The sequence below is a fragment of the Halovenus halobia genome (genome assembly GCF_051414135.1).
Taxonomy (GTDB): domain Archaea; phylum Halobacteriota; class Halobacteria; order Halobacteriales; family Haloarculaceae; genus Halovenus; species Halovenus halobia.
Map to the genome: position 1 here is coordinate 1,085,973 of NZ_JBLKOA010000001.1, position 24,213 is coordinate 1,110,185.

Annotated in this window: 27 protein-coding genes; 8 read left to right on the top strand and 19 right to left on the bottom strand. The window is 60.6% G+C overall.

All coding sequences use genetic code 11. The annotated features are described in order from the left end of the window. Positions 1-42: 42 nt before the first annotated feature. From ACMGFM_RS05810 to ACMGFM_RS05870, 13 genes are all read right to left on the bottom strand, one after another. Positions 43-732 (bottom strand): Nmad3 family putative nucleotide modification protein, encoded by a 690-nt coding sequence (locus tag ACMGFM_RS05810; RefSeq protein WP_436901498.1) that lies wholly within the window; start codon positions 730-732, stop codon positions 43-45. Then, positions 732-998 carry a DUF7577 domain-containing protein gene (locus ACMGFM_RS05815; protein ID WP_436901499.1) on the bottom strand — a complete coding sequence of 89 codons (267 nt, stop codon included), beginning with the start codon at positions 996-998 and terminating at the stop codon, positions 732-734. Before ACMGFM_RS05815 ends, ACMGFM_RS05810 begins: the two co-directional genes overlap by 1 nt. 68 nt (positions 999-1,066) lie before the next feature. Beyond that, positions 1,067-1,672, bottom strand: coding sequence for a hypothetical protein (locus tag ACMGFM_RS05820; RefSeq protein ID WP_436901500.1), 606 nt, complete (start codon positions 1,670-1,672; stop codon positions 1,067-1,069). An 83-nt stretch (positions 1,673-1,755) separates the two neighbouring features. Beyond that, positions 1,756-2,661, bottom strand: coding sequence for an acyltransferase (locus ACMGFM_RS05825; protein WP_436901501.1), 906 nt, complete (start codon positions 2,659-2,661; stop codon positions 1,756-1,758). A gap of 49 nt (positions 2,662-2,710) precedes the next feature. After that, a complete protein-coding gene (locus ACMGFM_RS05830) occupies positions 2,711-2,875 on the bottom strand; it encodes a hypothetical protein (protein WP_436901502.1) in 165 nt (54 codons plus the stop codon). Positions 2,876-2,924: 49 nt separating this feature from the next. Then, positions 2,925-3,806: an MBL fold metallo-hydrolase gene (locus ACMGFM_RS05835; protein ID WP_436901503.1), complete on the bottom strand. Its 882-nt coding sequence runs from the start codon at positions 3,804-3,806 to the stop codon at positions 2,925-2,927. 92 nt (positions 3,807-3,898) lie between these two features. Next, positions 3,899-4,093 carry a cold-shock protein gene (locus ACMGFM_RS05840; RefSeq protein ID WP_021043552.1) on the bottom strand — a complete coding sequence of 65 codons (195 nt, stop codon included), beginning with the start codon at positions 4,091-4,093 and terminating at the stop codon, positions 3,899-3,901. 111 nt (positions 4,094-4,204) lie between these two features. Next, positions 4,205-4,918, bottom strand: coding sequence for an ABC transporter ATP-binding protein (locus ACMGFM_RS05845; RefSeq protein WP_436901504.1), 714 nt, complete (start codon positions 4,916-4,918; stop codon positions 4,205-4,207). Next, positions 4,918-5,646 carry an ABC transporter ATP-binding protein gene (locus tag ACMGFM_RS05850; protein WP_436901505.1) on the bottom strand — a complete coding sequence of 243 codons (729 nt, stop codon included), beginning with the start codon at positions 5,644-5,646 and terminating at the stop codon, positions 4,918-4,920. Before ACMGFM_RS05850 ends, ACMGFM_RS05845 begins: the two co-directional genes overlap by 1 nt. After that, positions 5,643-6,848, bottom strand: a complete 1,206-nt coding sequence (locus tag ACMGFM_RS05855; RefSeq protein WP_436901506.1) for a branched-chain amino acid ABC transporter permease — start codon at positions 6,846-6,848, stop codon at positions 5,643-5,645. The genes ACMGFM_RS05850 and ACMGFM_RS05855 overlap by 4 nt, the downstream gene beginning before the upstream one ends. After that, complete coding sequence (locus tag ACMGFM_RS05860) at positions 6,841-7,725, bottom strand: branched-chain amino acid ABC transporter permease (RefSeq protein ID WP_436901507.1); 885 nt, start codon at positions 7,723-7,725, stop codon at positions 6,841-6,843. Before ACMGFM_RS05860 ends, ACMGFM_RS05855 begins: the two co-directional genes overlap by 8 nt. 3 nt (positions 7,726-7,728) lie before the next feature. Then, positions 7,729-9,144 carry an ABC transporter substrate-binding protein gene (locus ACMGFM_RS05865; protein ID WP_436901508.1) on the bottom strand — a complete coding sequence of 472 codons (1,416 nt, stop codon included), beginning with the start codon at positions 9,142-9,144 and terminating at the stop codon, positions 7,729-7,731. 362 nt (positions 9,145-9,506) lie between these two features. Next, positions 9,507-10,715 carry an acyl-CoA dehydrogenase family protein gene (locus ACMGFM_RS05870; RefSeq protein WP_436901509.1) on the bottom strand — a complete coding sequence of 403 codons (1,209 nt, stop codon included), beginning with the start codon at positions 10,713-10,715 and terminating at the stop codon, positions 9,507-9,509. A 95-nt stretch (positions 10,716-10,810) separates the two neighbouring features. Between ACMGFM_RS05870 and ACMGFM_RS05875 the strand changes: the two genes are divergently transcribed. Then, a complete protein-coding gene (locus ACMGFM_RS05875; protein WP_436901510.1) occupies positions 10,811-12,262 on the top strand; it encodes an RtcB family protein in 1,452 nt (483 codons plus the stop codon). On the opposite strand, the gene ACMGFM_RS05880 is transcribed toward ACMGFM_RS05875, so the two are convergent. After that, positions 12,263-12,754 (bottom strand): hypothetical protein, encoded by a 492-nt coding sequence (locus ACMGFM_RS05880; RefSeq protein ID WP_436901511.1) that lies wholly within the window; start codon positions 12,752-12,754, stop codon positions 12,263-12,265. 106 nt (positions 12,755-12,860) lie between these two features. Between ACMGFM_RS05880 and priL the strand changes: the two genes are divergently transcribed. Continuing rightward, positions 12,861-13,937 carry a DNA primase regulatory subunit PriL gene (gene priL, locus ACMGFM_RS05885; protein WP_436901512.1) on the top strand — a complete coding sequence of 359 codons (1,077 nt, stop codon included), beginning with the start codon at positions 12,861-12,863 and terminating at the stop codon, positions 13,935-13,937. 3 nt (positions 13,938-13,940) lie between these two features. Here the strand turns inward: priL and ACMGFM_RS05890 are convergent, their stop codons facing one another. Further along, positions 13,941-14,168 carry a DUF7472 family protein gene (locus ACMGFM_RS05890; RefSeq protein ID WP_436901513.1) on the bottom strand — a complete coding sequence of 76 codons (228 nt, stop codon included), beginning with the start codon at positions 14,166-14,168 and terminating at the stop codon, positions 13,941-13,943. A 92-nt stretch (positions 14,169-14,260) separates the two neighbouring features. Between ACMGFM_RS05890 and ACMGFM_RS05895 the strand changes: the two genes are divergently transcribed. The 5 genes from ACMGFM_RS05895 (at position 14,261) to ACMGFM_RS05915 (ending at position 17,991) form a co-directional block, all read left to right on the top strand. Next, on the top strand, positions 14,261-14,608 hold the full coding sequence (locus ACMGFM_RS05895; RefSeq protein ID WP_436901514.1) for a hypothetical protein: 348 nt from the start codon (positions 14,261-14,263) through the stop codon (positions 14,606-14,608). 31 nt (positions 14,609-14,639) lie between these two features. After that, entirely contained in the window at positions 14,640-15,320 is a 681-nt protein-coding gene (locus ACMGFM_RS05900; RefSeq protein WP_436901515.1) for a class I SAM-dependent methyltransferase, read from the top strand. Positions 15,321-15,373: 53 nt separating this feature from the next. Beyond that, positions 15,374-15,553, top strand: coding sequence for a hypothetical protein (locus tag ACMGFM_RS05905; RefSeq protein WP_436901516.1), 180 nt, complete (start codon positions 15,374-15,376; stop codon positions 15,551-15,553). After that, positions 15,550-16,239: an alpha/beta hydrolase family protein gene (locus ACMGFM_RS05910; protein WP_436901517.1), complete on the top strand. Its 690-nt coding sequence runs from the start codon at positions 15,550-15,552 to the stop codon at positions 16,237-16,239. Before ACMGFM_RS05905 ends, ACMGFM_RS05910 begins: the two co-directional genes overlap by 4 nt. A 117-nt stretch (positions 16,240-16,356) precedes the next feature. Beyond that, positions 16,357-17,991 (top strand): methyl-accepting chemotaxis protein, encoded by a 1,635-nt coding sequence (locus ACMGFM_RS05915; protein ID WP_436901740.1) that lies wholly within the window; start codon positions 16,357-16,359, stop codon positions 17,989-17,991. Here ACMGFM_RS05915 and ACMGFM_RS05920 read toward each other — a convergent pair whose 3' ends face one another. The 4 genes from ACMGFM_RS05920 to ACMGFM_RS05935 form a co-directional block, all read right to left on the bottom strand. Continuing rightward, positions 17,992-19,893, bottom strand: coding sequence for a bacteriohemerythrin (locus ACMGFM_RS05920; protein ID WP_436901518.1), 1,902 nt, complete (start codon positions 19,891-19,893; stop codon positions 17,992-17,994). A 145-nt stretch (positions 19,894-20,038) separates the two neighbouring features. Next, a complete protein-coding gene (locus ACMGFM_RS05925) occupies positions 20,039-21,967 on the bottom strand; it encodes a PAS domain S-box protein (protein WP_436901519.1) in 1,929 nt (642 codons plus the stop codon). A 61-nt stretch (positions 21,968-22,028) separates the two neighbouring features. Further along, positions 22,029-22,883: a universal stress protein gene (locus tag ACMGFM_RS05930; protein WP_436901520.1), complete on the bottom strand. Its 855-nt coding sequence runs from the start codon at positions 22,881-22,883 to the stop codon at positions 22,029-22,031. Between the two features lie 64 nt (positions 22,884-22,947). Next, positions 22,948-23,562, bottom strand: coding sequence for a universal stress protein (locus ACMGFM_RS05935; RefSeq protein ID WP_436901521.1), 615 nt, complete (start codon positions 23,560-23,562; stop codon positions 22,948-22,950). A gap of 112 nt (positions 23,563-23,674) precedes the next feature. Between ACMGFM_RS05935 and ACMGFM_RS05940 the strand changes: the two genes are divergently transcribed. Next, positions 23,675-24,103: a universal stress protein gene (locus ACMGFM_RS05940; RefSeq protein ID WP_436901522.1), complete on the top strand. Its 429-nt coding sequence runs from the start codon at positions 23,675-23,677 to the stop codon at positions 24,101-24,103. Positions 24,104-24,213 lie beyond the last annotated feature (110 nt).

Here is a 24,213-nt window from a genome sequence, read left to right on the forward strand (position 1 = left end):
CGTATAGATGTTTCCTATCCTTTTTCATCTTTGACAACTGGACTATGACAGTCGCTCCCGAAGCCGCGCAGTCGCGTGGTCGTCGAACCTGAGCGGCCGCCGCCACCACGGCCCACGGCCAGAATCTGCTGATAACTCCGTGACGATGTCGTTCGCTTCCGTCCCGCCTGCGGGACTGCTCAGCGCCACCGCCGTCTCGTACAGTTGTGACTGCTCGGGCTCGCCACGAACCAGTACCCGCGCGTCGGGCGGGTCACGTTTCGTGTGGGCGTTGTTCTCGAAGTACGCTCGCTCGGACTCGGGCACCGCCCTGTCCTGGGGAGTCACTGGCTCTGCCGCCAGCACAAAGTGGCCGATAATGAACGCACCCCAGTCCGGCGGGAGCCACGCTGCTTCGCCGTCGACGGTTAGCGTTGCGTAAAAGAGGAGCATATCGCCAGCCGACAACTCCGAGAGTGGGCCGGCCTTCACGCCGTGTTCGTCGCCGTACGTGTACTGTTCACAGCAGGGATATTCGGGAAATTCGGGGTCGAGGTGGACCGGCGTCTCCCGCAGCGAGTCAGGAATTGGCGTCGCAAGTTCTGGGGCAAGGTCACCGTAGGTCGGCACCCGTTCTGTCGTGGGTTCGGATTCAGGAATCGGGAGATACTCGAAGGTTCCGTCAGGAAAGACTGGCCCGCGAAATCCGGGCTCGTTCGTGTTTGCGCCGATGTTGATCGCAACTGCTCGCATCAGAGGCGGGCACCACAGTGCTTGCAGAAAGTGAACGTCGAGTGCGACTCGTTGTGCGCGCCACACTCTTTGCAAGCGACAGTGTCCTCGGGTAACTCGGTGCTACCCTGGCCACTTTCGACCGGCGCGCCGCCCTCGAATCCCGGCGTCGCGTTCGTCGTCGACGTATCAGTTGTCGAACTGCCGTTCATGAAGTAGCGGTACAGGTACAACTGCAAGAGGGCGAACCCGAGCAGGTACGCGATGAGCCACGCCCACGTTTCCATACACCTCAAACTACGTGACCTGCCCACTTCATAGTTCGGTACAGTCCCACAAGCAGGGCACGCAAGCCTCAGTTCAGTCCGAAGAGGGTGGCGAACAGTTCGTTGAGGAACTCGGGCACACCGCGGAACCGCTCGTCAATTTCGCCGTCGCGGTTCTGGTCTTCGGGAATCCACAGCTGTCCGTCCTCTGCGGTACCGTGTTCGTGTTTTTCGTCCGTATTGTCGTGTCTGTGGTCGTCTGCGTCAGCGTGTCTGTGTTCGCTGTCGCCTTCTTCAGCCCCGGTGTCACCACGGAACTGTTCGTCTATCTCACCGTCGTGGTTCTGGTCCTCTGGGAGGAGAATCTGTTTGTCTTCGGTATCCTCGCCGTCACCGATTTCTGTCCCGTTGTCCTCACCACGGAACCGCTCGTCTATCTCGCCGTCGCGGTTCTGGTCTTCGGGAATCCACAGCTGTCCGTCGTCGGAATCGTTGCTACCGACCTGGTCTCCGGTCGAGCCGTCGGCGGCGTCGCCGTTACAGGGGGAGTCGACACCAACCACGCAGATACCGACCGTGGCATTTTCCGTGTCGTCTTCGGGGGCCAATTCGTCCGCAGGCAGTGCTGCTGCGCCGCCCGCGGTGAGCGCTATCACCGCAACGGCAGTCAACAGCGCAACTATCTTCGCTCTCATTGCAACTACAGCTACAGACCGGATATAAAACGTACTAACACAGAGTCAAAGACGGATTTCACTGAAATGGCCGTTGTAGCCGGTCACTCGGGCCCTGAGAGCTCTCGCTGGAATTCGTCGAAGACCTCGACGTCATCTGGAATCTCGTAGGAAATACGGCGCTGGTCGCGGTTGGTTTCGAGGTTGACACCGGCCGGTTTGGCGACTGACTCCCAGTCAGATTTGACACCGACTGACTCCGCCGGCGACCCAGCGGCGATGTGGTGGGCCGGAATATCTCCGCCCGCAATGGATTTCGGCGCTACGATGGCGTTCCGGCCGACTCGAACGCCAGCCTGGACCATCGAATCGTAGGTGAGCCGCACGTCGTCTTCGATAATCGTGTGATAGTTGCGCACTTCGGTCTGGTCGATGGTATCGTGTTGGTGGCTGTAGACGTGGCTGTCGTCGGAAATCGAGACGCGGTCGCCAATCGTCAGTTTCCCGCGGTCGTCGAGGTGGACATCGTCGTGGACGACGACGTTGTCACCGATGGAAATGTTGTGGCCGTAGGTCATCGAAATCCCCTTGAAAAATCGGCAGTTGTCGCCACACTCGTCGAAGAGGTGGTCGGCGAGCATCCGACGGAACTGTAGGGCGAACTCGACGTTGTCGGCCATCGGCGTGGCGTCGAACTGCCGCCAGAGCCACTGGAGGTGTTTCGAGCGGCGGAACTGCTCGCTCTGGGCGTCGACTTCGGCGTAGTACTCGCTCTCGATGGTCGTGTTACACGGGTCGTACCCCTGGAGACGGACCTGTTCGGCCGGCGAGATATCCGCGCCGTCCTGCCAGCGCTCGTAGGCGCTTCGGTCACCGTGCAGGTCGACGAGCACATCCTCGACAACAGTGCAGGTGTCCTCGTCGCCCGCAAGTCGCTGGTCGACCTCGTCGATGAACGCTCGCATCCCTTCGGCAGCCTCGTCAGGAAGCGACACTGCACGCTTGGTCATACTCTGTATTTCCTCCTCGAATTCATATGAGCGTTCGGTTCGGCCGAAGTCACTGTTCGGTCGGTTCGGAGACAGTTTCGGCTGACTCCGCCGTCGATGTCAGTCGCGCGTACAGTCCCAGACCCGCCCCAGCGCCGAACGCGAGCAGCACACTCGCGGCAATCCGCAGTAGTGGTGGGTGTTCCGTCCCGAGATGGAGTGTCGTCTCGAACATATCTCTCAGTACTGCGCCCGGCATATCAACGACTCGCTTTCGGCCGGTCCTACTCCCCAGTCTCACTCAGATAATGGAGGACGCCTGCCACATCAGTCTGCAGCGACCAGTGGCCCCACTGGTCGTTCATCGCCGCCGCGATTGCGGCCACATCCTCGCCGTGTTCGTCGCGAAGCGACGCCACGGTATCGACGTAGCCCGGAAGCATCTCCTTGTACCGCCGAAGTTCCTGTGTTGCGCCGCCGTCCTCACCGGCACCGACGTGTGCGTACAGCAGCGTTTCGGGCTCGAACTCAAGCAGTCGGTCGATACTCTCAAGCGCCGCTTCGAGGTCGAAGTTTGGCGGGGGTGTCGTTGGACGGTGGCCACTATCAGGAAAGTTCATCCCGGCGGCGTCGGCACTGAACAGTGCTGCACTCGGCCTGTCGAACAGACAGAACTGATGTGGCGCGTGGCCGGGCGCGTCGATTACGTCGAGCGTGCGCTCGCCGATTGTGAGCGTGTCACCGCCGCCCAGTACGCGAACCCGGTCTCGGTCGATGCGTCGCGGTTCGCCGTACGGACTGTCCATCCCAATAGCGCGCTCGACGCTTTTCGTGAGGTGGGTCAGTTTCGCTTCGTCGGTGAGATAGTCGACTGCCGTGGGGTGACAGACGACCGTCGCATTCGGACAGGTTGCTGCAAGGTGGCCTGCCCCGCCCGCGTGGTCGAGGTGGGCGTGTGTTGGGACAATATACTCGACAGCGTCGTGGTCGATATCCAGCGTCTCCAGTCCAGCGATAATCTCCTCGACAGCGTCTGCTGGTCCGGTGTCGATGATTGCTGGTTCCGGGCCGTCGATGACGTAGACGCTACATGTTCCCGCCATTCCGAGCATCGGTGTCTCGACAGCGTACATCGACGGTCGGCCGGGGACAGACTCAACTGGCATTGTCGTGGCTTCGACTGGTGGGGGCTTTAGCGTGGCGGGCCGGGGGCTCCCCGAGTAAAATAAACGAAAATTAGGACGTCGGTAAAACGACCTTACAGGCGAGTCAGATTCGTCGCCCGCGGCCCTTTCGGTGCGTCCTCAATTTCAAACTCTACGTCCTGTCCTTCTTCGAGGTCCGGGCCGCCGACGTCTTCCATGTGGAAGAACACGTCTTCGTCCGCATCCTCAGTCTCGATGAATCCGTAACCGCCTGTGTCGTTAAAGAAATCAACCGTTCCTTCTGCCATTGCGTCTGAGTAGAGTGTAGGCCGACATATAACGGTTGCGAACACTGTGTACACCCGTCACTGGTGACTACTGTTCACTATCACCACAAAAAGGCAAACGGGGGCCAGAGCTTATGTCACGCCGACGTAGGCGTCGCGGATGTAGTCGTTGTCCCGCATCTCCTCTGCACTGCCGGAGAGTTCGACCGACCCCTGTTCGAGGAGGTAGAGTCGCTCGGCGTGACGCAGGGCGAACGTCGAGTTCTGTTCGACGAGCAGGATAGTCAGTCCTTCGTCCTGTAGCCGCTGAATCGCCTTGCTGATGTCGTCGATGATGACCGGTGCAAGCCCGAGCGTCGGTTCGTCGAGCATCAACAGGTCAGGGTCGCTCATCAGCGCACGACCGAGTGCGAGCATCTGCTGCTCGCCGCCGCTCATCGTCTGTGCCTCCTGGTCGCGGCGTTCGTCCAGCCGCGGGAACAGGTCGTAGACGAAATCGAAACTGTCCTGGATTCCGTCGTCGTCACGGAACTGTGCGCCCATCTGGAGATTCTCGTGGACGGTGAAATACGGGAACAGGTCCCGGTCTTCCGTACAGTAGACGAGCCCATTGTTGACCAGCTTTCCGCTGCTGACTGTTGCGGTTTCAGTGCCGTTGTAGGTGATCGAGCCACTGTAGTCTTTGTAGCCGGCAATGGAGTCGAGCATCGTCGTCTTCCCGGCCCCGTTGGGACCAATGACACCGACAATTTCGCCTTCGTCGACGTTGAGCGAGACGTTACGCAGCGCCTGTGTCTTTCCGTACGACACGTCCACGTCGTCAAGTTGTAGTAGTGTTTCGCTCATCAGAATCCCTCTCCAGAGAGATACGCACTCTGGACCTTCTCGTTGTCTGCAATCTCATCTGGACTGCCTTCTGCGAGTTTTGCGCCGTTGTGGATGACGACCACTCGGTCGACTAACTGCATCAGTCCGCTCATGTTGTGGTCGACGACAATCATCGTCATCCCGTCTTCGCGAAGTGCCTCGATCTGCTCCGAGAGCGTGCCGATCTCCTGTTGGTTCATCCCGGCGAAGGGCTCGTCCAGCAGCATCAGGTCGGGCTCGGTTGCGAGCGCCTTCGCGATTTCGAGCCGTCGCACATCTGCGTGTGGGAGCTCGTCGGGCGTCTCTTCGAGTTTGTCCTCGAGGTCGACGTGGGCTGCATAGCCTGCAATCTCTCTGTCGCTGGCACCGCCGTACAGTGAGAGCAGACTGTTCGGCAGCGTGAACAGCTTGATGTTCCCGCCGACCGGGAACAGATCGATCGGGTCAGACTCCTGTGTTACTCGTGAGAGTCCCTTGTTGACAATCTTGTACGTATCGAGGTCGGTAATATCGTCGCCGTTGAAGGTAATTGTACCTTCGGTGACGCTGTAGCGACTCATCACACAGTTGAACACTGTGGACTTCCCGGCGCCGTTTGGCCCGATGACGCCGAGAATCTCACCCTCGTCGACACTGAAGCTGAGGTCGTCGACTGCCGTCAGGCCACCGAACCGTTTCGTGAGTCCGTCGATTTCGAGGACGCTCACGAGTCCTCACCTCCGTCGTCACGGCCAATCTTCCCGAGTCGGTGCCAGAGCTTTCTGAACAGGCCGTCCCGGGCGAAGACGAGGATGAAGATGACGAGGATGAACAGCAACATCAGTCGCAGTGCCGACTCCTCGATGAACAGACCGAGAATCTCGTCGCGCAGCAGGAAGAACACGAAGGCACCGCCCATCGCGCCGAGGATGGAGGCCATTCCGCCGACCACTGCCATCGCAATCATCTCGATACTGCGGTCGACCTGGACGAACGTCGTTGGGTCGACGTTGCTGTAGAACGAGGCGAGCATCACGCCGCCGATACCCATCACGATTGCACTCAGGAAGAACGACCAAATCTTGAACTTGGTCGGGTTGATACCCGCGGCCGAAACCGCGTCTTCGTTTTCACGGATTGCGGTGAATATCAGGCCGTAGTTCGAGCGCGCGAGAATCGTGAGGCTGATTGCAATCGCCAGCATCGGCAACAGCATCATATAGTACCGGACGAACCCAATGGGGCCAATCGCGCCCTGAATCGGGACGAGCCGGTTCACGACGAGTCCCGCCGACCCACCGAGAACATCGAGCGCCAGCGTCGCCGAGTAGAACAGCAACACGGCGGCGAAGGTCACGAGCGAGAAGTACGGTCCCTGCAGTCGCAGCGACGGCAGGGCGATGATCATCCCGATTGTGACCGCGACGAGAACCGAAACCGGCGCGGTGATGTAGAAGGGCAGGCCCGTGCTAATCTCGTTGAGCATGACTGCCGTCGCGTACGCGGCACCGCCGGACAGCGCGGAGTGACCGAAACTAATGTAGCCGGTGTATCCGCTCTGAATGTCCCAGCCCATCGCGAAGATGGCCCAACACGAGGCCAGTGCCATCGTGCGCAGCCAACTCGTTGCGACGATGCCGGACCCTGGCTCGAAGACGACAACCCCTGCGCCCCAGAAGCCGCCCGTCAACAGCAACAGGAACGAGACGAGCAGGAAAGCCAACTGCAGCCCAGTCACCGTGCCCAAGTACGGGCCGAGCCGGTTGTTGAACGCTCGTGCGAGCGGGCCGAACGCCCGGTCGACTGGTGCTAACAGGACGTCAAACACGCGACCAATTGGACTGAATATCGTCCGTCGCAGCGTTCCAAGTACTTCTCGTACGCGTCCACTCGCTGCCGCCAGAATCGTAAACAGTGTGAGACTACTCATGGGCAAATTCCCTCCCGAACAGACCTTGTGGCATAAACAGCAGGAAGCCAACCAGCAGGACGAGCGTCGGCATCCCGCGGAAGCCACTGCCGATTAGCTCGACGGTCACCTGTTCGACGAAGCCAATCAGGTACGCGCCGGCGACCGATCCTTTGATTGATCCGATACCGCCGACGACGACGGCAATGAACGCCACCGCCAGCGGGTCAAGCCACATCAGGGGGCTGACACCGCCACTGAAGCCGAGGAACATGCCGCCGAGTCCGGCGAGTGCACCGGCGATGAGCCATGTCTTGGCTCGAACCATTCGAATGTTGACTCCTGTGAGTCGTGCGCCGCGCTCGCTCATCGATGTCGCTAGTATCGACCGACCGTCGTCGGTCTTTGTTACGTACAGCCACAGCAGACCGATTGCAACCCACGAGACGACGAAACCGATAGCCTCGAAGGCCTGGACCGTCGCGCCGCCGATCCCGAACTGCGTGCCGATGCCGAGTGCAATTCGGCTGTTCTGGCCGCCGAACTGCCAGACCAGAAACTCGGTGGAGGCGACGGCGACAATCACCGTCGAGAGGAAGGTGATGACGACGTTATCCTCGACCCACCGAACGAGTATCTGGTAGAGCGCCAGTGATAGCACCGCAACGGAACCGATTCCCGCAATGATGCCAATCGCCGGGTGATACGTCAGCCCCGAGACGAGGTTCGGCATCACGAGGATGCCGTAGATGTACGCACCGGCCATCAGTAGTGCCCCGTGTGCGAGGTTGAGCACACCGGCGACTCCGAAGATCATCGTGAACCCGATCGCGATCAGCGCGTAAACGGCACTTACCATCACGGCCTGCACGATGGCCGTAGCGACTGCGCCTAACATTTTTTAAGCCATCCAGTCAGGCTGTTGGTGCTCTGCCGTACGGAAGCTCTCTGGGTAGACACACTCGACCTTGCCGGGCCGGTCGATACCCTCGTAGTTGACCTGTGCAGGTGAGTCTCCGCCGTCGTTCGGCTGGAACTGCGTCACCGGGAAGTTGACGACCTTGCCCTCGGAGTCTCGGTCCGCTTTCAGGTCGTGCGGGAACCGTTCGTCGGGACCGTAGAACTCGATGCCGCCCGAAATCGTCGCCGCGTCGTCGGGTTCGGTGTTCAGCATGGCGTCGACGTAGTCGTCCATGTTCTCGCCCGGCGTGGTCGTGCCGGCTTCGTTGAGCGCGTTCTGGAGCACGAGCAGGGCGTCGTACGTCCCGAAGCCCATGTACATCGGCGAGCCGTCCGGCGTCGCCGCGTTGAAGCTGTCCTGGGCGTACCGGTTGACGTACTCCTCGGTGAATGGCTGGGTCGCGTCGGTAATCGGTGCCGCGCCACCTGCGCCGTTCTGTGAGGTGGTCTCGAAGATGTTGAGTCCCTCCGTCGCGATATCGTACTCGGGGTGCATCCCGGGGACGTGAATCCCTTCGAGTCCGAAGTTGAGGCTCCCCCGCCACTCTGGGTAGATCTGCGACGGCGAGGAGCTGATGTGTGCGAAGAACCGAAGCACGTAGTCGACGTTCTGGCTCTCTGCCGTCGAAAGGATCGGGCTCAGGTCCGGGTCCTGAATCGTGATGGCTTCGCCGGTCCCGCCGCCGTTCTCGATGGTGAGTCCTTGCTCGCTGAGCAGGTCTGGCAGGTTACTGCCGAAGACCTCTGTCCAGGCGGCCTGGTCGCGGAAGAACGCGAGCGAATTCCAGCCGTGGCGGTCGGACAGGTAGGTTAGATATCCTGCCAACGCCTCGGCCTGCAGCGCCGAGTTGATGGGTCCTGCCCGGAAGTATCCCTTATACTTCTCGTAGTCCTCTCCGACGAATCCGGTCGAGAGGTCTGGTGCGGCTGGACCAGAGGAAATATATGGCACGCCAAGGTCTGCGGTCAGGTCGATAATCGACCGACCGACCTCGGACTGGAATGCGCCGACAATGACGTCGGCGTTCTCCTGAGTGACAAGCTCCTCGGTGACACGCGTCGCCTCGCTCGTCTGGACGAGTGTGTCCCGGGTCTTGACCTCGATATCGGAGTCCATTACACCGCCGTTTTCGTTGACGACCTCTTTGGCCATCTCTGCCGCTCGCTCGGAACCGACTCCCAGCGGGCTCGCGAGTGGTGCAATGTGGCCGACCGTGAGTGACCCCTCCCCTGATTCGTCGACACCGAGCAGGCTCCCACACCCCGCAAGTGTGGTCGCTGCAGTTCCTGCCCCGAGTGCCTGAATAACTTTACGTCTCGTCGTCCCCTCGTAGGTTCCCGTTGTGTCTTTCGACATCGTCTGTCCGTGTAATCACCTTCGTCCTATATAACGATTATTGTCGTGTGTAAGGTGGCCTTTATAAGTGGGCGTTTACATCTGGGAGGCCGCAGGCGGAAAAGATAAATTCTGTCATCAAAGAGTTAATTTAATAGTTGAGTGGCAACGTGCGGCATAGAGGCTGAACTCGGTTCTTTCGCAAACCGCGCGCGGACTGGGACGACATAGTCTGCCTCCCCCCGATATAACGGCCTGTTGGCGTATCTTGCCGGACCGGCGGCTCTCCGGTGAAACAGTAATAGCTCGTGGGCTGTTTAGTTATCTGGTACTCACGGTATAAACTGTAAACTACAATCCGCCGTTCAGGCCGTTTGACGTAGTCACAGGCCCGCGAACTCCGAGGCGATGGTGTTCAACTGAATTTCGTCAGTCCCCTCGACAATCCGGAGAATCCGCGCCATATGGAGGTGGCGCATGAAGGGGTTGTCCTCAGAGAGACCGTTGCCGCCGTGAATCTGCACCACGTCGTCGACGACATCCCAGAAGACGTTCGTGCCGTAATACTTCAGAATCGAGGCGTCCTCGATGACGCTTTCGCCCTGGTCCATCTTCCAGGCACAGCGGAGACCGGCGGAATCTGCAGCGTAGGTCTTTGCACGCCCTTCTGCGAGTTTCGAGGACACCTGCTGGAACTTCCCAATCGGCCGGCCGAAGGCTTCGCGCTGGTTGGCGTACTCCGCCCCCTGTTCGAGGAGATACTCTGCGTGCCCGATTGCCTCAGCACCGAGTTCGAGACGGCCCAGCGAGAGGAACTCCATTGCCTGATAGAACGCACCGTCGACCTGTCCGAGCACGCGGTCCTCGGGCACTCGAACGTCGTTGAACACCAGTTCGGCTTGCATCCCCTCGGCGCCGACGGCGTTGTTCAACGAACTCACCTCGTATTCATCAGACTCAACGATGAAGCAGGTAATCCCACCATACCGACCAACCTCCTCCTGTGGCGTTGTCCGCGCGAAGACCTGAACAAAGTCCGCGTAGGGTCCGTTGGTAATCCACTGTTTCGTCCCGTTGATGACCCACTCGTCGCCGTCCTTTTCGGCGCTTGTGGACATACTCGGCGAGTCTGACCCAACCCCGGGTTCGGTCTGTGCGAAGGCAGTCGACTTCTCGGCCCTGATTGTTGGTTCGAGATACCGTTCAACCTGTTCGCCCTCTGCGAGCATCAGCAACGGTTTCGGCCCCTCGGGTCCGGCGAGGACGTGTTCGGCCATCTCGACGCCGGAGGCTGCGACGGCCTTTTTTGCCTCGTACCAGGTCACGTTCGAGACGCCGCCCCCGCCGACATCTTCGGACAGGTTCATCGCATAGTAGCCGGCCTCGGCGCTACGCCGCCGAACCTCCTGAATCGCTTCGAGAACCTCTGGGACAATTCGACCGTCTGTTTCGTGTCGCAGGCGTGGATTCGTGTAGGTCTCGCCGAGTTCGTTCTGAATCGGTTCGACTTCCTGGTCAATGAACTGCTCCAGGTTGTCGATAATCATCCGCGTCTCTTCGTCGTGTTCGAAGCTAACCCCTGAGTCTCCCATACCTCTCACATACAGCCCGAACGTGTTAATTCTACTCACGAACCCCTCCCCTTTGCTTCCGAACCCTCTTACTCCTCCTCACGGGATATACAGATATGACTGAGACATTCGAGGCCGGTGACGTAACTCTCGAACGCATCCGGGAGTATGTCTGGGAGGTCCCCCAGCACGGCGACATGCGGGTCCCTGCCCGCCTCCTCGCCAGTGAGTCGCTGCTCGAAGAGATTACACAGGACAAGACTATCGAACAGATTACGAACACGACACACCTGCCTGGCATCCAGAAATACGCCATCTGCATGCCCGACGGCCACCAGGGCTACGGCTTCCCGGTCGGCGGTGTCGCCGCCATCGACGCCGAAAATGGTTGTATTAGCCCCGGAGCGGTCGGCTACGACATTAATTGTGGAGTAAGAATGGTGAAAACAAACCACACCTACGGGGATGTGCAGGGCCACGAGCAGGAACTCGTCGAGGCGCTGTTCGAGGCGATTCCGTCCGGCCTCGGCGGCGGTGGTGTCGTCGACAACGCCCCTGTCGAGGCAGTGCTCGACCGTGGCGTCGAGTGGGCCGTCGAGGAGGGCTACGCCACCGAGGCCGACCTGGCCCACTGCGAGGACGAGGGCCGCCGGCCTGACGCCGACCCGTCGGCAGTGTCACAGAAGGCAAAAGACCGCGGGCGCAACCAGCTCGGCAGCCTCGGCAGCGGCAACCACTTCCTCGAAGTTCAGCGCGTGACGGACATCTTCCGCAACGACGTGGCTGCCGAGTTCGGTCTCGAACTTGACCAGATTGTCGTCTTGATTCACTGTGGCTCGCGGGGCCTCGGCCACCAGGTCTGTACGGACTACCTGCGAGAAATCGAACAAACTCACGAGGGGCTGTTGAACCAACTGCCGGACAAGGAACTGGCAGCCGCCCCCGCCGGCTCGCAGCTGGCCGAGCAGTACTACGGTGCGATGTGTGCGGCCATCAACTTCGCGTGGACGAACCGCCAGCTCATCACCCACCAGACCCGGCAGGTTTTCGCCGACATCTTCGATACGGCACCCGGCGAGTTGGAACTGCTGTACGACGTGGCCCACAATATCGCCAAGCGCGAGACCCACGACATCGACGGCGAGGACCGCGAGGTGTTCGTCCACCGGAAGGGAGCGACCCGGGCGTTCCCCGCTGGCCGGCCGGAACTACCCGCCGCCTACAGCGACGTTGGCCAGCCTATCATCATTCCCGGCAGTATGGGCGCGGGCAGTTACGTCCTCCGGGGTGGAGAGAACTCACTGTCGGAGACCTTTGGTTCGACGGCCCACGGTGCCGGTCGACTAATGTCCCGGACCCAGGCGAAAAACGAGTTCTGGGGTGAGGACGTGCAAGACAACCTCAGAGAACAGGACCATATCTACGTCAAAGCCCAGAGCGGCGCAACTGTTGCCGAAGAAGCACCCGGCGTCTACAAAGATGTTGACGAAGTCGTCAACGTCTCAGACGCGCTGGGTATCGGTGACAAGGTTGCGCGCACGTACCCGGTCTGTAACATCAAAGGCTGATTACCCCGGCGGGCTTGGCCTGTCGCTTCCGCCCGGACCGCCGCTCGACCCGCTGCTGGAGCCGCTGCCGCCATCGTTGACGCTCGCGAGGACGAACCGCTCGCCCTCCTCAGTGATGAAGACGAGGTCGTACCGGGCGTTGGGGTCTGCCCTCGTTCCCCAGGCCGAATCTTCCTGAAGCCGAACGTTGTCGTTCTCTGTTACCATATCGCTGGGTTCCTTGCTGTCGTCGAGTTCAGCCCAGCTCATGTTTTGTTGCGTTCCTTGGACGAACAACCGCCCAGCTGGGCGGTCGGTTGAGTCCTCGTAGATCACGACCAACTTCTCGCCGAGGAACGTGAAATCAACATCTGCGGTCTGTTGTTGTTGCTGCTGGCCCATTACCAGCACACCCAATCCCAGTCCGGCGGTGACGAGAATCGTCATCCCGACGAGCACTGCGACCCCGATGGTCTCAGAACTCCCTTTCTCGTTGAGCGCCGGCAGTGACATATCTGGCCGTAGTAATGGCGGTAATATATGTGGTTCGCCCGGACAACAAAAACTGATAATCGCGCGAACGGGGGCTTTTTGCACACGCCCCTCCAACGGGCTGTCGATGAAGCCGTTGCACGCCCAGTACCCGTTTCTCGACGCCGCACGCGAGGCTGTCGAAGCCGCGGATGTCGACCTTGCCCGCGTCGTCCGCAGTGACGAGGCGGTGCTAACCCGCGCACTCGACCGCATCGAGACGGCGCTGGATTCGGGCCGGGTCGGCGACACCCACCGCCGGGACCGCGTCGAACTCCTCTCCTATCCCGTTGCCCGTGTGCTCGTCTCGCTGGTCGACCAGCACATCCTCACCCGGAAGTACGCCGCCGCGGAGGCGGCCACGGCCCACGAACGTCTCCAGGCAGCGTTCACCGAGGGCGACGACCTCAAGAGCCGGGACCGCGAGCGACTGACGATTCAGACGTTGCTCACGGAATTCGGGATGCGTCAGACGGTCCGAGAAACGGCCGAAGGGTACGCCGTCGGCGTCGGCACCTATCTGACCTACGCCAGCGACAAGCGCGAAGACCAGTGGCGACTGGTCAACCGCCCGCTGCAGGACGGCGAGGTCGAACTCACCGAGGTCGAACTGCTCGCACTGGTCGAGCAGGCAATCGAACAGCGCGTCGCAGATGGGCTCCCGCTTGGGGTGCCCGAGGCGATAGCAACCCACCTCGAAGCCGAGCGCGAGCGCCTGGAGGAGCGACTCGCTGATCTGGACCTCACACGCGACATCGACACTGTCGTGCCGGACCTGTTCCCGCCGTGTATGAGCGCCCTGCTCGACCAGGTTCAGAAGGGTGAACACCTCGAACACCACTCGCGGTTCGCGATTGCAACCTTTCTGACGACGATTGGCCTGACGACTGACGAGATTGTCGACCTTTTCGAGGTCAACCCTGGCTTCGGTGAGGAAGCAACCCGGTACCAGGTCGACCACATCCGCGGGAAAACCAGCCCGACCCAGTACTCACCACCGGCCTGCTCGACGATGCAGTCTTACGGTGACTGTGTGAACAAGGACAATCTCTGTGAACAGATTTCGCATCCGCTGTCGTACTACGAGGCAAAACTCGACGACGCAGACGAAGACGAACTGATCGACTGGCGTGAAGAGGACGAGGCTGCGACTTCTGAATCCTGACGGCTACTCCGAGTCGAACTCTCGTCGTTCGACGAGATAGCCAAACACTGGCATTGCGACAATAAACACGGCAATAAATCCGACGAGAGCAATCCCTCCCGTTGGGGAGAGTTCAATTGTGCCGTTGACCTGCTCCCCGTACTGCTGGCTCAGGACAATCAGTCCGGTGACGAACAGACCGATCGCAACCAGCGCCGCGAGCAGTTGCGCTCCGGTCTCCTTCTCAACCATGCGACCGGCTTCCGCAGGGATAGCTAAAAGGGCTTCGATGCGCGTGACTGGCGAGGCTGAACGTTTAGGTGCATTCGGGCCAACGATACAGTATGGCGCCGGGCCCAGTACTGATAGCGGCAATGATCGTGATTCCCATCCTGTTGTTAGCGTTCTGCGCGGGTTTTGCCTACGTCGACGCGCCCAACTACGGTATGAACCCCTACAAGTGGGCGCTCATCTCGTTTGTCATCCCGTTTTTCGGCTTTTTCGCCTACCTCTTCGAGCGCGACGAGCGCACGCCTGACCCCGACCGCGACATGTACACCGACAGCGTGTTCAACATTCACGAGAATCGCGCTGACGACACCCGACTCGCCCGTGGCAACGACCCCGACGGTATCGACGAGGACGACGACGAAGAGTTCCGACGCGAACCGAGCGACGAGTGGGAGAGGTAAGGGGTATGCCAGTGGGGCCCCTGTCGTCGGTATGAGCGTTCAAGAGGAGTTCGACTCCTGGGCCCAGTCGGGCAAGGACCGCGGGATGGAAGACCGACACTGGCACACAGCCAGACACGCACTCGCTCGGATGCCGGTCGAAGCCGGCGATAGGATGCTTGACCTGGGCACTGGGTCGGGCTATGCGCTGCGCGCACTTCGTGAGACACACGAGACCGGCCTGTCGCTCGGACTCGACGGCTCACCGGAGATGGTGCACAACGCCCGTGAGTACACCGACGACCCCACGATTGGCTTCATGCAGGGCGACTTTCACCACCTGCCGCTGGCAACCAACAGCGTGGACCACGTCTGGAGTATGGAGGCGTTTTACTACGCACAGGACCCCATTGCCGTCCTCGAAGAACTCGGTCGGATTCTCCGGCCCGGCGGCACGTTTTACTGCGCTGTCAACTACTTCGAGGAGTCCACGCACACTCACGCGTGGCAGGAGAATATCGACATCGAGATGCTGCTGTGGGACCGCAAACAGTACCGCGAGGCGTTTCGCGAGGCCGGGTTACTCGTCGCCGAACAGGACACGATTCCCGACGAAGAGACCGAGATACCGCCCGTAGAGGCCTTCCCGACCGAAGACTGGGAGAGCCGAGAAGCGATGGTTGACCGCTACCGACGGTGGGGGACGCTGTTGACCGTCGGCGTCGCGCCGTGAGCTCTTCTCTTTCGGGAGCAAGAGTTGTATTCCCCCGTCCAGAAGTGGGTGACATGGCACGGGCGGCGGAAGAACCGAGTACAGGCGAGCGCGCCACAACTGTGCTCTGCGTTGGGAGTAACTCAGGGATGGCATCACTCGCGGCTGGCTGTCTGGAACCCGCCAGCAGCCGCATCGAATCGGTGACGGCGACGACAGTGACCGCTGCCTTCGAGAGTACGAGCGCCGAATGACACAGACACGCCACGAGATTACGGTCGACGGTGACCAACTCGTTGCAGTCCACCACGAGACTGACAGTGACAAACTGCTGGTCTTCTGTCACGGCTTCGTCAGCGACAAAGAAGGCAGCTACGAGCGTCGGTGCGAGCGTGCCGTCGCTGCTGGCTACGACGCCGTTCGCTTCGATTTCCGTGGCTGTGGCGAGTCAGACCGCTCCTTCGGTGAGCAGACGCTGAGCACCCGCATCGCCGACCTCCGGGCGGTGCTCTCGGCGTTCGAGTACCCAACCGTTGCCCTGTTCGGCTCGAGTTTCGGCGCAAGCGTTGCGTTCCACGTCGGCGCAACCGAAGATATCGACGCAATCGCTGCCCGCGCACCGGTCACGTATACGCGAGCATTCGACCGGTATCGTTCGGACGCTGGGTCTCCAGTGGTCGGGCCCGATGACTCGTTTTTCACCGACCTCGACGCGCATCCCTTCGAGCCAACAGCCACAGAAATCACCGTCCCGGTCGCTATCTTCCACGGCCGCGAGGACGAGTCTGTCCCTGTTACCGACAGTCTTGACGCGGCCGCTGTGCTCTCGACCGACACCACCCTCGAACTGTACGCCGAGGAAGGCCACCGCTTCTCTGAGACCGCCGAGCAGCGCCTGTGTGAGCGGCTCTTCCCGTGGCTCGACCGCGCCTGCGGCTAATTTTCACAGCCTGGGAACGTGGGGGGTGTTCATGTCGCCCCCCGGCGAAGCTACTGTATGTCAGCTACAACGTCGTCCCGCATACGAGCAACCTACGAGTCGTTTCTGTGGGCAACCATGGACGGCCTCGGTGTCACAGAATCGATCGAACGGAAGGTCATCACTGCTGTGTTTATCCAGTTTCTCGTCACAGTCTGTATCTTTGTGACGCCGCTTATCGTCTCGGGGGTAGCGTGGGCTCTGCTGGCAGGTGGACTGTTTGTCGTGGCTATCGTCGCGATGGTCAACACGGTCCTGATTGTCCGTCGCGATTTCACCGGCCCGGTCAGCCGTCTCGAGACGAGCGCCGAAGCAATCGCCGAGGGGGACCTCGATGTCGACGTTCCGGACAGCGACCAGCGCGACGAAATCGGCAGTCTCACCCGCTCCTTTGGCGCGATGCACGAGTACCTCGAAACGGTCTCGGCACAGGCCGACGCGCTGGCTGCCCAGCAGTTCGACGACCCAGTTCTGGACGAGGAAGTCCCCGGCGAGTTCGGCGACTCGCTGGCCCAGATGGCCGACAGCCTCGAATCGCACACCGACGAACTGGAAGCGATGACTGACCGTCTCGAACGCCGCTCCGAGCGTCTCGACGCCCTCGTGGCCGCGTTTGCCGACGCTGCCGACCGGGCACAGGACGGCGACCTGACGGCGACGCTCGACCGCACAGAACTCGCCATCGAGGAAGAGCAACACGACGCCCTCATCACCAACTACAACCGTCTCGTCGAAACACTCGGCGAGACGATTCAGGAAGTCCAATCGTTCGCAGGCGAGGTTTCAGCGGCCAGCGACGACGCAGAGGGGAGCATGGCGGAGATTGACGAAGCGAGTTCAGACGTTTCTCGCTCAGTGCAGGAAATCTCGGCCGGCGCAGCGGGCCAGACCGAGGACCTGCAGGCGGTCGCCGAGGAGGTCAACAATCTCTCTGCGACCGTCGAAGAGATTGCGGCCTCTGCCAACAACGCCGCAACGACTGCACAGACGGCCGCGGACCGGAGTCGCTCCGGCCGGGAGTCGGCACAGGGGGCGCTCGAGGAACTGGATGAACTCGAACGCGGTATCGACAGGACTGCCGACGCTGTCGAAGAACTGGCCGACCAGATCGGTGAGATCGACGAAATCGTCTCCTTCATCGAAGAGATTGCCGAGGAGACGAACATGCTCGCACTGAACGCCTCCATCGAGGCTGCCCGCGCAGACGCTGGCGGTGATGGCTTCGCAGTCGTCGCAAGCGAGGTCAAACAACTGGCCGAGGAGACGCGTGAGTACGCGAGCGAAATCTCGACGCGAATCGAGACTGTTCAGGACGCCTCCGAACAGACTGTCACCGATGTCACAGAGATGGAATCACAGGTCTCCGATAGCGTCACGACAATCGAAACGGCCCTCGTCGACTTCGAGGATATCGTCGACGATGTGACGGCTGTCAACCAGACTGTCCAGGAGATTAGCGACGCAACTGACGAACAGGCACAGACAACACAGGAGGTTGTTGGGATGATTGACGACGTTGCGAGCGTGAGCGAGGAGACGACCGCCGAAGCCGAGACGGTCGCCGCCGCAGCCGAGCAACAGGCGGCCTCGGTGACTGAAGCGACACAGACAATCCGGCGACTCTCCGGGCAGTCTGATGACTTACAGTCGCTTCTGTCCGAGTTCACTGTTGAGAACCACAAGAGGGAACGACGAGTTCCGACCCAGTCCTGATTACTTCGGTCCTTCGATTACGACGGCTCCGTCTTCGATTGTGCCGATGTCACCGGTGTGATACCAGCCGTCGTTCAGTTTCTCTCGCCACGTGACCGGGTCGTTCCAGTATCCTTCGATCACATTTGGGCCTCGGACGAGCACTTCACCGTCGTCGGCAACCGCCAGTTCGACCCCGGGCAACGGCCCGCCGACGGTCTCGACGTCGTACGTTCCGGCACGGTTGATCGTTGCAAACCCTGTGAGTTCGGTCGCGCCGTAGATTTCACTCAGCGGCACCTCGAAGCCACGGAAGAAATCGAGGAGTTCGCGGTCGATTGCGGCCGTTCCGGTCAGTGCGTACTCGATGTTTCCCAGCCCGACAGCCTTACGCACGTCTGCGAACACTCCCTTCGAGAGCGCGTGTTTGAGCGATAGCGAGGTCGAAACGCCCTCTCCATCGGTCTTGGCGTGGCCGACAGATTCGGCGACGCCGCTGGCGATGGAACTCCGCAGCCCACCGCGAGACTCTCGCTGCTCGGCGATCTGCTCTCGAAGTTGCTCGTACACTGCCGGGACGCCGACTAGCACCGACGGCTCGACCGTCTGGAGGTCGTCCAAGAACTGCTCGCGTCGGGTGTAGGCAACCGTTCCGCCGGTGTTCCAGAGGTGGTAGGTCAGCACACGCTGGTAGGGGTGGGCAAGCGGGAGGAAACAGGTGCCGGTGTGACCGGGTTCCAGCGGCAGCCCCTCTGACAGCATCTCGACAGTCGCCCGCAGGTTGCGGTGGGTAATTGCACAGCCGTTGGGATGCTCGTTGGTATCGACCCGGTAGAGGATCGTCGCGAGGTCATCAGCGTCGGCGTCCAGTCCGGGGAGCGTCCCCGCGCGGCCGGTCGGTAGCGACGACATCCGGAGCACCTGGTCGACGCTCTCGCCCACGTCCGGCGGGAGTGGCTCGTCCGTCACGAGCAGGTCGATTCCAGCGTCGCGGCACACGTGTTGTGCTCGGTCCGTGTCGAACAGCTTTGACAGCGGCACCGACACCAGGCCTGCGAGGTGGACTGCCATCTCCACAGTGGACCAGTCACTGCTCGCGTCGGCGTGAATACCGACTCTGTCTCCGGGGTCGAGTCCGAGGTCGAGAAGCCCGCCGGCGACTGCGACCGCTTCCCTGTACAGCGCCGCGAACTGGCTGCGCTGCCGACCGTCTGGGGTTAGTTCGACCGTTGCCGTCCGGTCGCCGTACTCGTCGACTGTTCGTTCGAGCCAGACGGCCATCGGCTCTGTTGGGACGCTCAGTTCGTCTCCACGGAGAATCTCGCTCGCGAGTGTCACGCTCTCGGTGTTCTCTTCTGATTGTTCCGAGCCGCGCTTGCGACCATCGGTATCGATTTGGAGCTCGTCGTCGGGGTGTGGGTCCTCGCTTTTGCGGTCAGCTTTCAGCGTCCCGGGTTCGTACTCGTAGGAGCCACCGAGTTGCTCGTCGTAGTAGTCCGCGTAGTTCTGGTCTTGATTGAGTCCCGCAATGTGTGAATCGAGCCAGTCTCTGGCGAACAGCAACACCTCCATACTGATCGTCTCTCCGGCCTCGTGTTTCCGTCTGAGTTCGCTCACCTTCTCTGCGAACTGTTCGTGCATCTCTCGGTGATTATAAAAACAGTTCGCGCAGTCCATCGCGAACCCACAGTCCTGCATGAACTCTTCTTCGTCGCCGAAATGATACTCGGTGTACTTCTCGAGTTCACGTAGAATTTCGCCGACGGCTTCCTGAGACCGGCCTTCGTCCATCGCGGTAGAGAGTTCGTTCAACAACTCAAACAGCCGCTGGTGCTGGTCGTCGAAGCGGTCGATTCCGGTGCTGTACCGGTCATCGTTCCACTCGATGAACTCGTCGTTGTCCTTGTCGACGCCGGATTGCATACATGCTCGTTACCATGACCGCCTCTTAACCTACTGCCGCGCTGCCAGTGCTTTGCAATCGTAGAAACCGATATATGTGGTAGTTTGCGAAACTAGAACTTGGAAACGAGAGATAGTCGTCGTTCTGTCCTGCGCTTACACTCAGTTAGCAGACGAGACACCGCTCTGTCTGTCCGTCAGTCTCGAACTCGAATCGTGCGCCTCCGGCAGCGCTGTCGGTGACGCGGACGCTCCAGTCGTGTGCTCGTGCGATGGTGTCGACGATTGCAAGCCCGAACCCGCTTCCGTCTGCGGTCGTGTGGCCGAACTCGAAGACGGCTGCTTTCTCGTCGTCGTCGATTCCCGGCCCGTCGTCCTCTATGTAAAAACCGTCCTCGAACTGGCCGACACTGATGGTTACTTCTGACTCCTGGTTCGTCGAGCCGTGCTCGACGGCGTTGCGGTAGAGATTCTCGAAGACGTGCCGGAGCTTGTCGGGGTCGGCACGCAGTTGCATATCCGAGTCAACGTCGAGCTGTGCGCCGGCAGTATCGACGGTTTCCCAGCAGTCGGTCGCCAGTCTGGACAGCGAGACAGTCGTCGGCTCTTCGACGAGTTCTCCCTCGCGAGCGAGAGTCAGCGTGTCCTCGATAATCTCTTCCATCCGGTCGTGAGCGTCTGCGACGTTGTCGAGATATTCGAGGCTCTCGTCTTCGACTGCGAGAGTCAGGTAGCTCCGGGCAACATCGAGCGGGTTGCGGAGGTCGTGGCTCACCGCGCCCGCGAACCGTTCGAGTCGCTCGTTCTGTTGTTCGAGTTTTCGGTCGTACTGGTCGCGCTCGATTTCGTAGCCGACCCAGTTCGCAAGCGTCTGGATTGTCGACCTGTGGGCGTCGAGTATGAGCCTGTCTGTCACGTCAGTGCCGCCGAAACAGAGCGTCCCGTACAGCTCGTTGTCGACGAGCACACGCGCACCTGCATAGCAGTCGAGGCCGAACTTCTCGTAGGCGGGGTCCTCAGCCCAGCCTTCGGCGGCTGCGTTCCCGATAACGACAGGTTCGTCGCTGTCGATCGTTTTCCGACAGTAGGTTCGACAGAGGGGGTCTTCGCGCCCAGCCTCGATAGGGTCGTGGTCGCCAGTCGCTGCGACAATTCGCTGCGTCTCGTCGCTAATACGGGTGAAATAGCCGACCTCGTAGCCGAGATTCTCTGTTGCCAGTTCGAGGACCGCCGCAATCTTTGTGTCGAGGTCAGCGTCGGAGTCGGCGGTGCTGTCGTACAACTCCGAAAGCGTCCGTTTGGACCGCGCAAGTTGTTCTTCGAGGCGTTTCTGTCTCGTAATGTCGCGCTGGATGCCGACAAATCGCTCTATCGAGCCATCTTCGCCCACAACCGGCGCGATTGTCTGGTGGGCGGTATACGTTCGCCCTGTCTGGGTTTCGTTGACAATCTGCTCTTCCCAGACCTCGCCGTCGAGGATTGTCTCCCACATCTGCTCGTAGTACTGTTGACCCTGTTCGCCGGACTTGAGAATCCGTGGCGTGCAGCCGATCGCTTCCGTGCTGTTATACCCGGAGAGTTGCTCAAACGCCGGGTTGACATACTCGATGACGCCGTTTTTGTCGGTGATGACGACGGCGTCAGCGGCGTGTTCGACCGCTGCTGCAACGCCGTCGACGTTCATGCCCGCGTCGTCGTCAGCACACAGCGGTGCAACCTGTTCTTCGATGTCTGATGGTGCTGACTCAACTGGAATATACTCGTCTACACCCGCGCTAATCGCCTCGCTCGCAAGCTTTTCTGAGCCGTTGAAGGCAACGAGCGCCACGGACCCCTCCGACTGCGCTTGCAGCGACGCGATACGCTCGGGGATATCTGCACTCTGTCGGTCACTGAGCACCACGCAGTCGACATCCTCGTACTCGCCGACGGCCTGTTCGTCCGGTGCGCTGTGAACCACACAACAGTCGAGTTCTGACGCCAGTTCCTCGTCGTTGACGACGACAACGCTGGGCTTGACTGGTGACTGCGATTTATAGACTGCACCAGCGTCACCTCTACCGTTGCCGTCGGTCTTCTCTCTCCCGTCAGTCATTGGTTGTCGTTCTGCGGTTGGGCTGCTGAGTTCGGGACACCATAGTGAATTGTCGTATACGTTACTCTTCGCTTTGCCCTCGGACAACAGTGACCGAGGTGGGCGCGCGCCGAACAACCGTCTCTGCAACGCTGCCCATGATGAGCCGCGAGAGTCCATCACGGCCGTGACTGCCCATCACGATGTGGTCTGCGTGGTCGTCTGCGTACTCGACGATAGCATCCGCGGGGTTGCCGCTGACGGTGTCGGTTGTGATTTTCCGGTCGACCGCCGACGCAGCATGACCGAGCACCGTTTCGGTGTGCTCTTCGAGTTGGTCTGCCCAGTCTTCGATATCGCCGAGCGCAGCCTCACCGGCACCGGTCACCTCCGACGGTGGGTACACCGCGTAGAGGGCGGTCATATCTGCGTCGGGGTACTGTTCGGCCGCGAAGGACAGCGCGGCTCTGGCGGGGTCGGAGTCGTCGAAGGGGACGACCACCCGTTCGGGTGACGTCGCTGTGGGCTGGTTGCGAACGACCGTTACCGGTACCGGCGAGCGTCGGGCAACCGTCTCTGCGACACTGCCGAGCAGGAGCCGTTTCGCGCCGTCGCGACCGTGACTCCCGATGACGATATGCTCGGCATCCTCATCTTCGGCGATACTGAGCAGTTCGTGGACCGGGCGGCCGTACCTGACTACCGTCGTCGCTGACTGGCCGTCAGGGAGGTCTTCAGCCACTTCCTGTAACATCTTCTCGGCGCTGTCGAACTCCTGACGGTAGAGGGTGGCACTGAACCCGCCGGCCTCGCCGTAGTTGGCTGTGGGTTCGACGACGTGTGCGAGACACAACTGTTCGTCGGGAAAGGCTGCGGTTGCCATTTCCAGTGCGTATTCCGACTGTTCGGAGCCATCGTATGCGACGAGGATAGTCATATATGACGCTACACTGCCCCCCTACAAAGAATGTCTGGGCTATTATCGCTCTCTGAGGACTCCCTCATGCGATAATGCTCGTCCGCTGTGTCTCGGGGTCGAGATAGACGAGCAGGTGCTCGTCGTCGGCTTCGGCCTGGACCACCCAGACTGTCAGCTGTCGTTGTACTTCGGTAATGGTTGCGTCGTATCCAGCGTCGGCCAGCGCGTCAGCCGCGAGTGCTCGCGCCTGGTCGCTGTCCTCGACAGTCACGTCTGTCTCGGGAAGCCGCACCGTCAGCACTGGCTGGGTTGCGTGTCGCACTAACCGCTCGGCCACACTCCCGAGCACCCGCCGGCGCACCCCCGAGCGGCCGTGTGTGCCCGACACGATGATATCTGCGTCAATTTCGCCAGCGTACTCGAGGATTCGGTCGGCGGGGTCGCCCTCCAGCACCGCTGTTTCGACCGGAACAGTATGTGCCTCTGCCATCTTCTGCACACTGTCGACAGCCTGCTGGCCGCGGTCCGACAGCGTCTCTGTCTCTGCCCTGCCGGAGAACAGTCCGGTGATGTCTGTGTCGACGACGTTGACGGCGTGAACCGTTGCTCCGTACTGTTCGGCGAGGTCGATTGCCTGCAGCGTCACGTGTGCAGACCCGGTACTCCCGTCCGTCGGATGCAGAATATGTTCGTACACAGTGTCACTTCGTAGGCCGATATAAAAAGTGACGAGGACGGTTCCAACATCTTGGGAGTCGTGTCGGGCCGAAACCGAAAGGCGTGTGTACGTACCGGAGATAGCCGTAGGCATGTACGACGACATTCTCGTACCGACTGACGGGAGCGACTCTATCGAGGCGGTCCTCGAACATACAGTCGATATTGCCACCCGACGTGACGCGACAGTGCACGTCCTGTACGTCATCGACGACCAGGCGTTTCTCACGCTCGACGACGAGATGAAAGACGAAGTGCTGGCCGAGATGCAGGCCGAGGGTGAACGCGCACTCGACGCCGTCGCTTCCGAAACCGACGCCGCCGGACTGGAGACAACCACGGCACTGCGACGCGGTCGGCCAGCCGAAGAAATTGTTGAGTACGCTGCGACGACTGACGTCGACGTTATTACGATGGGCACACAGGGTGACGATTACACCGAAAATATTCTCGGAAGCACCTCACAGAAGGTCGTTACGCAGTCGTCGGTGCCGGTGCTAACAGTCAACGTCTCGGAGTAGTCTGGTTCGGATCTGTTGGACTTGTCTGGAGTGTCGCCGTGTTCGAGCCAATGGTAATACAACAGACAAACATCGAATCAGCCGACAGCGGCGGCACCTGAAGGCTCTTC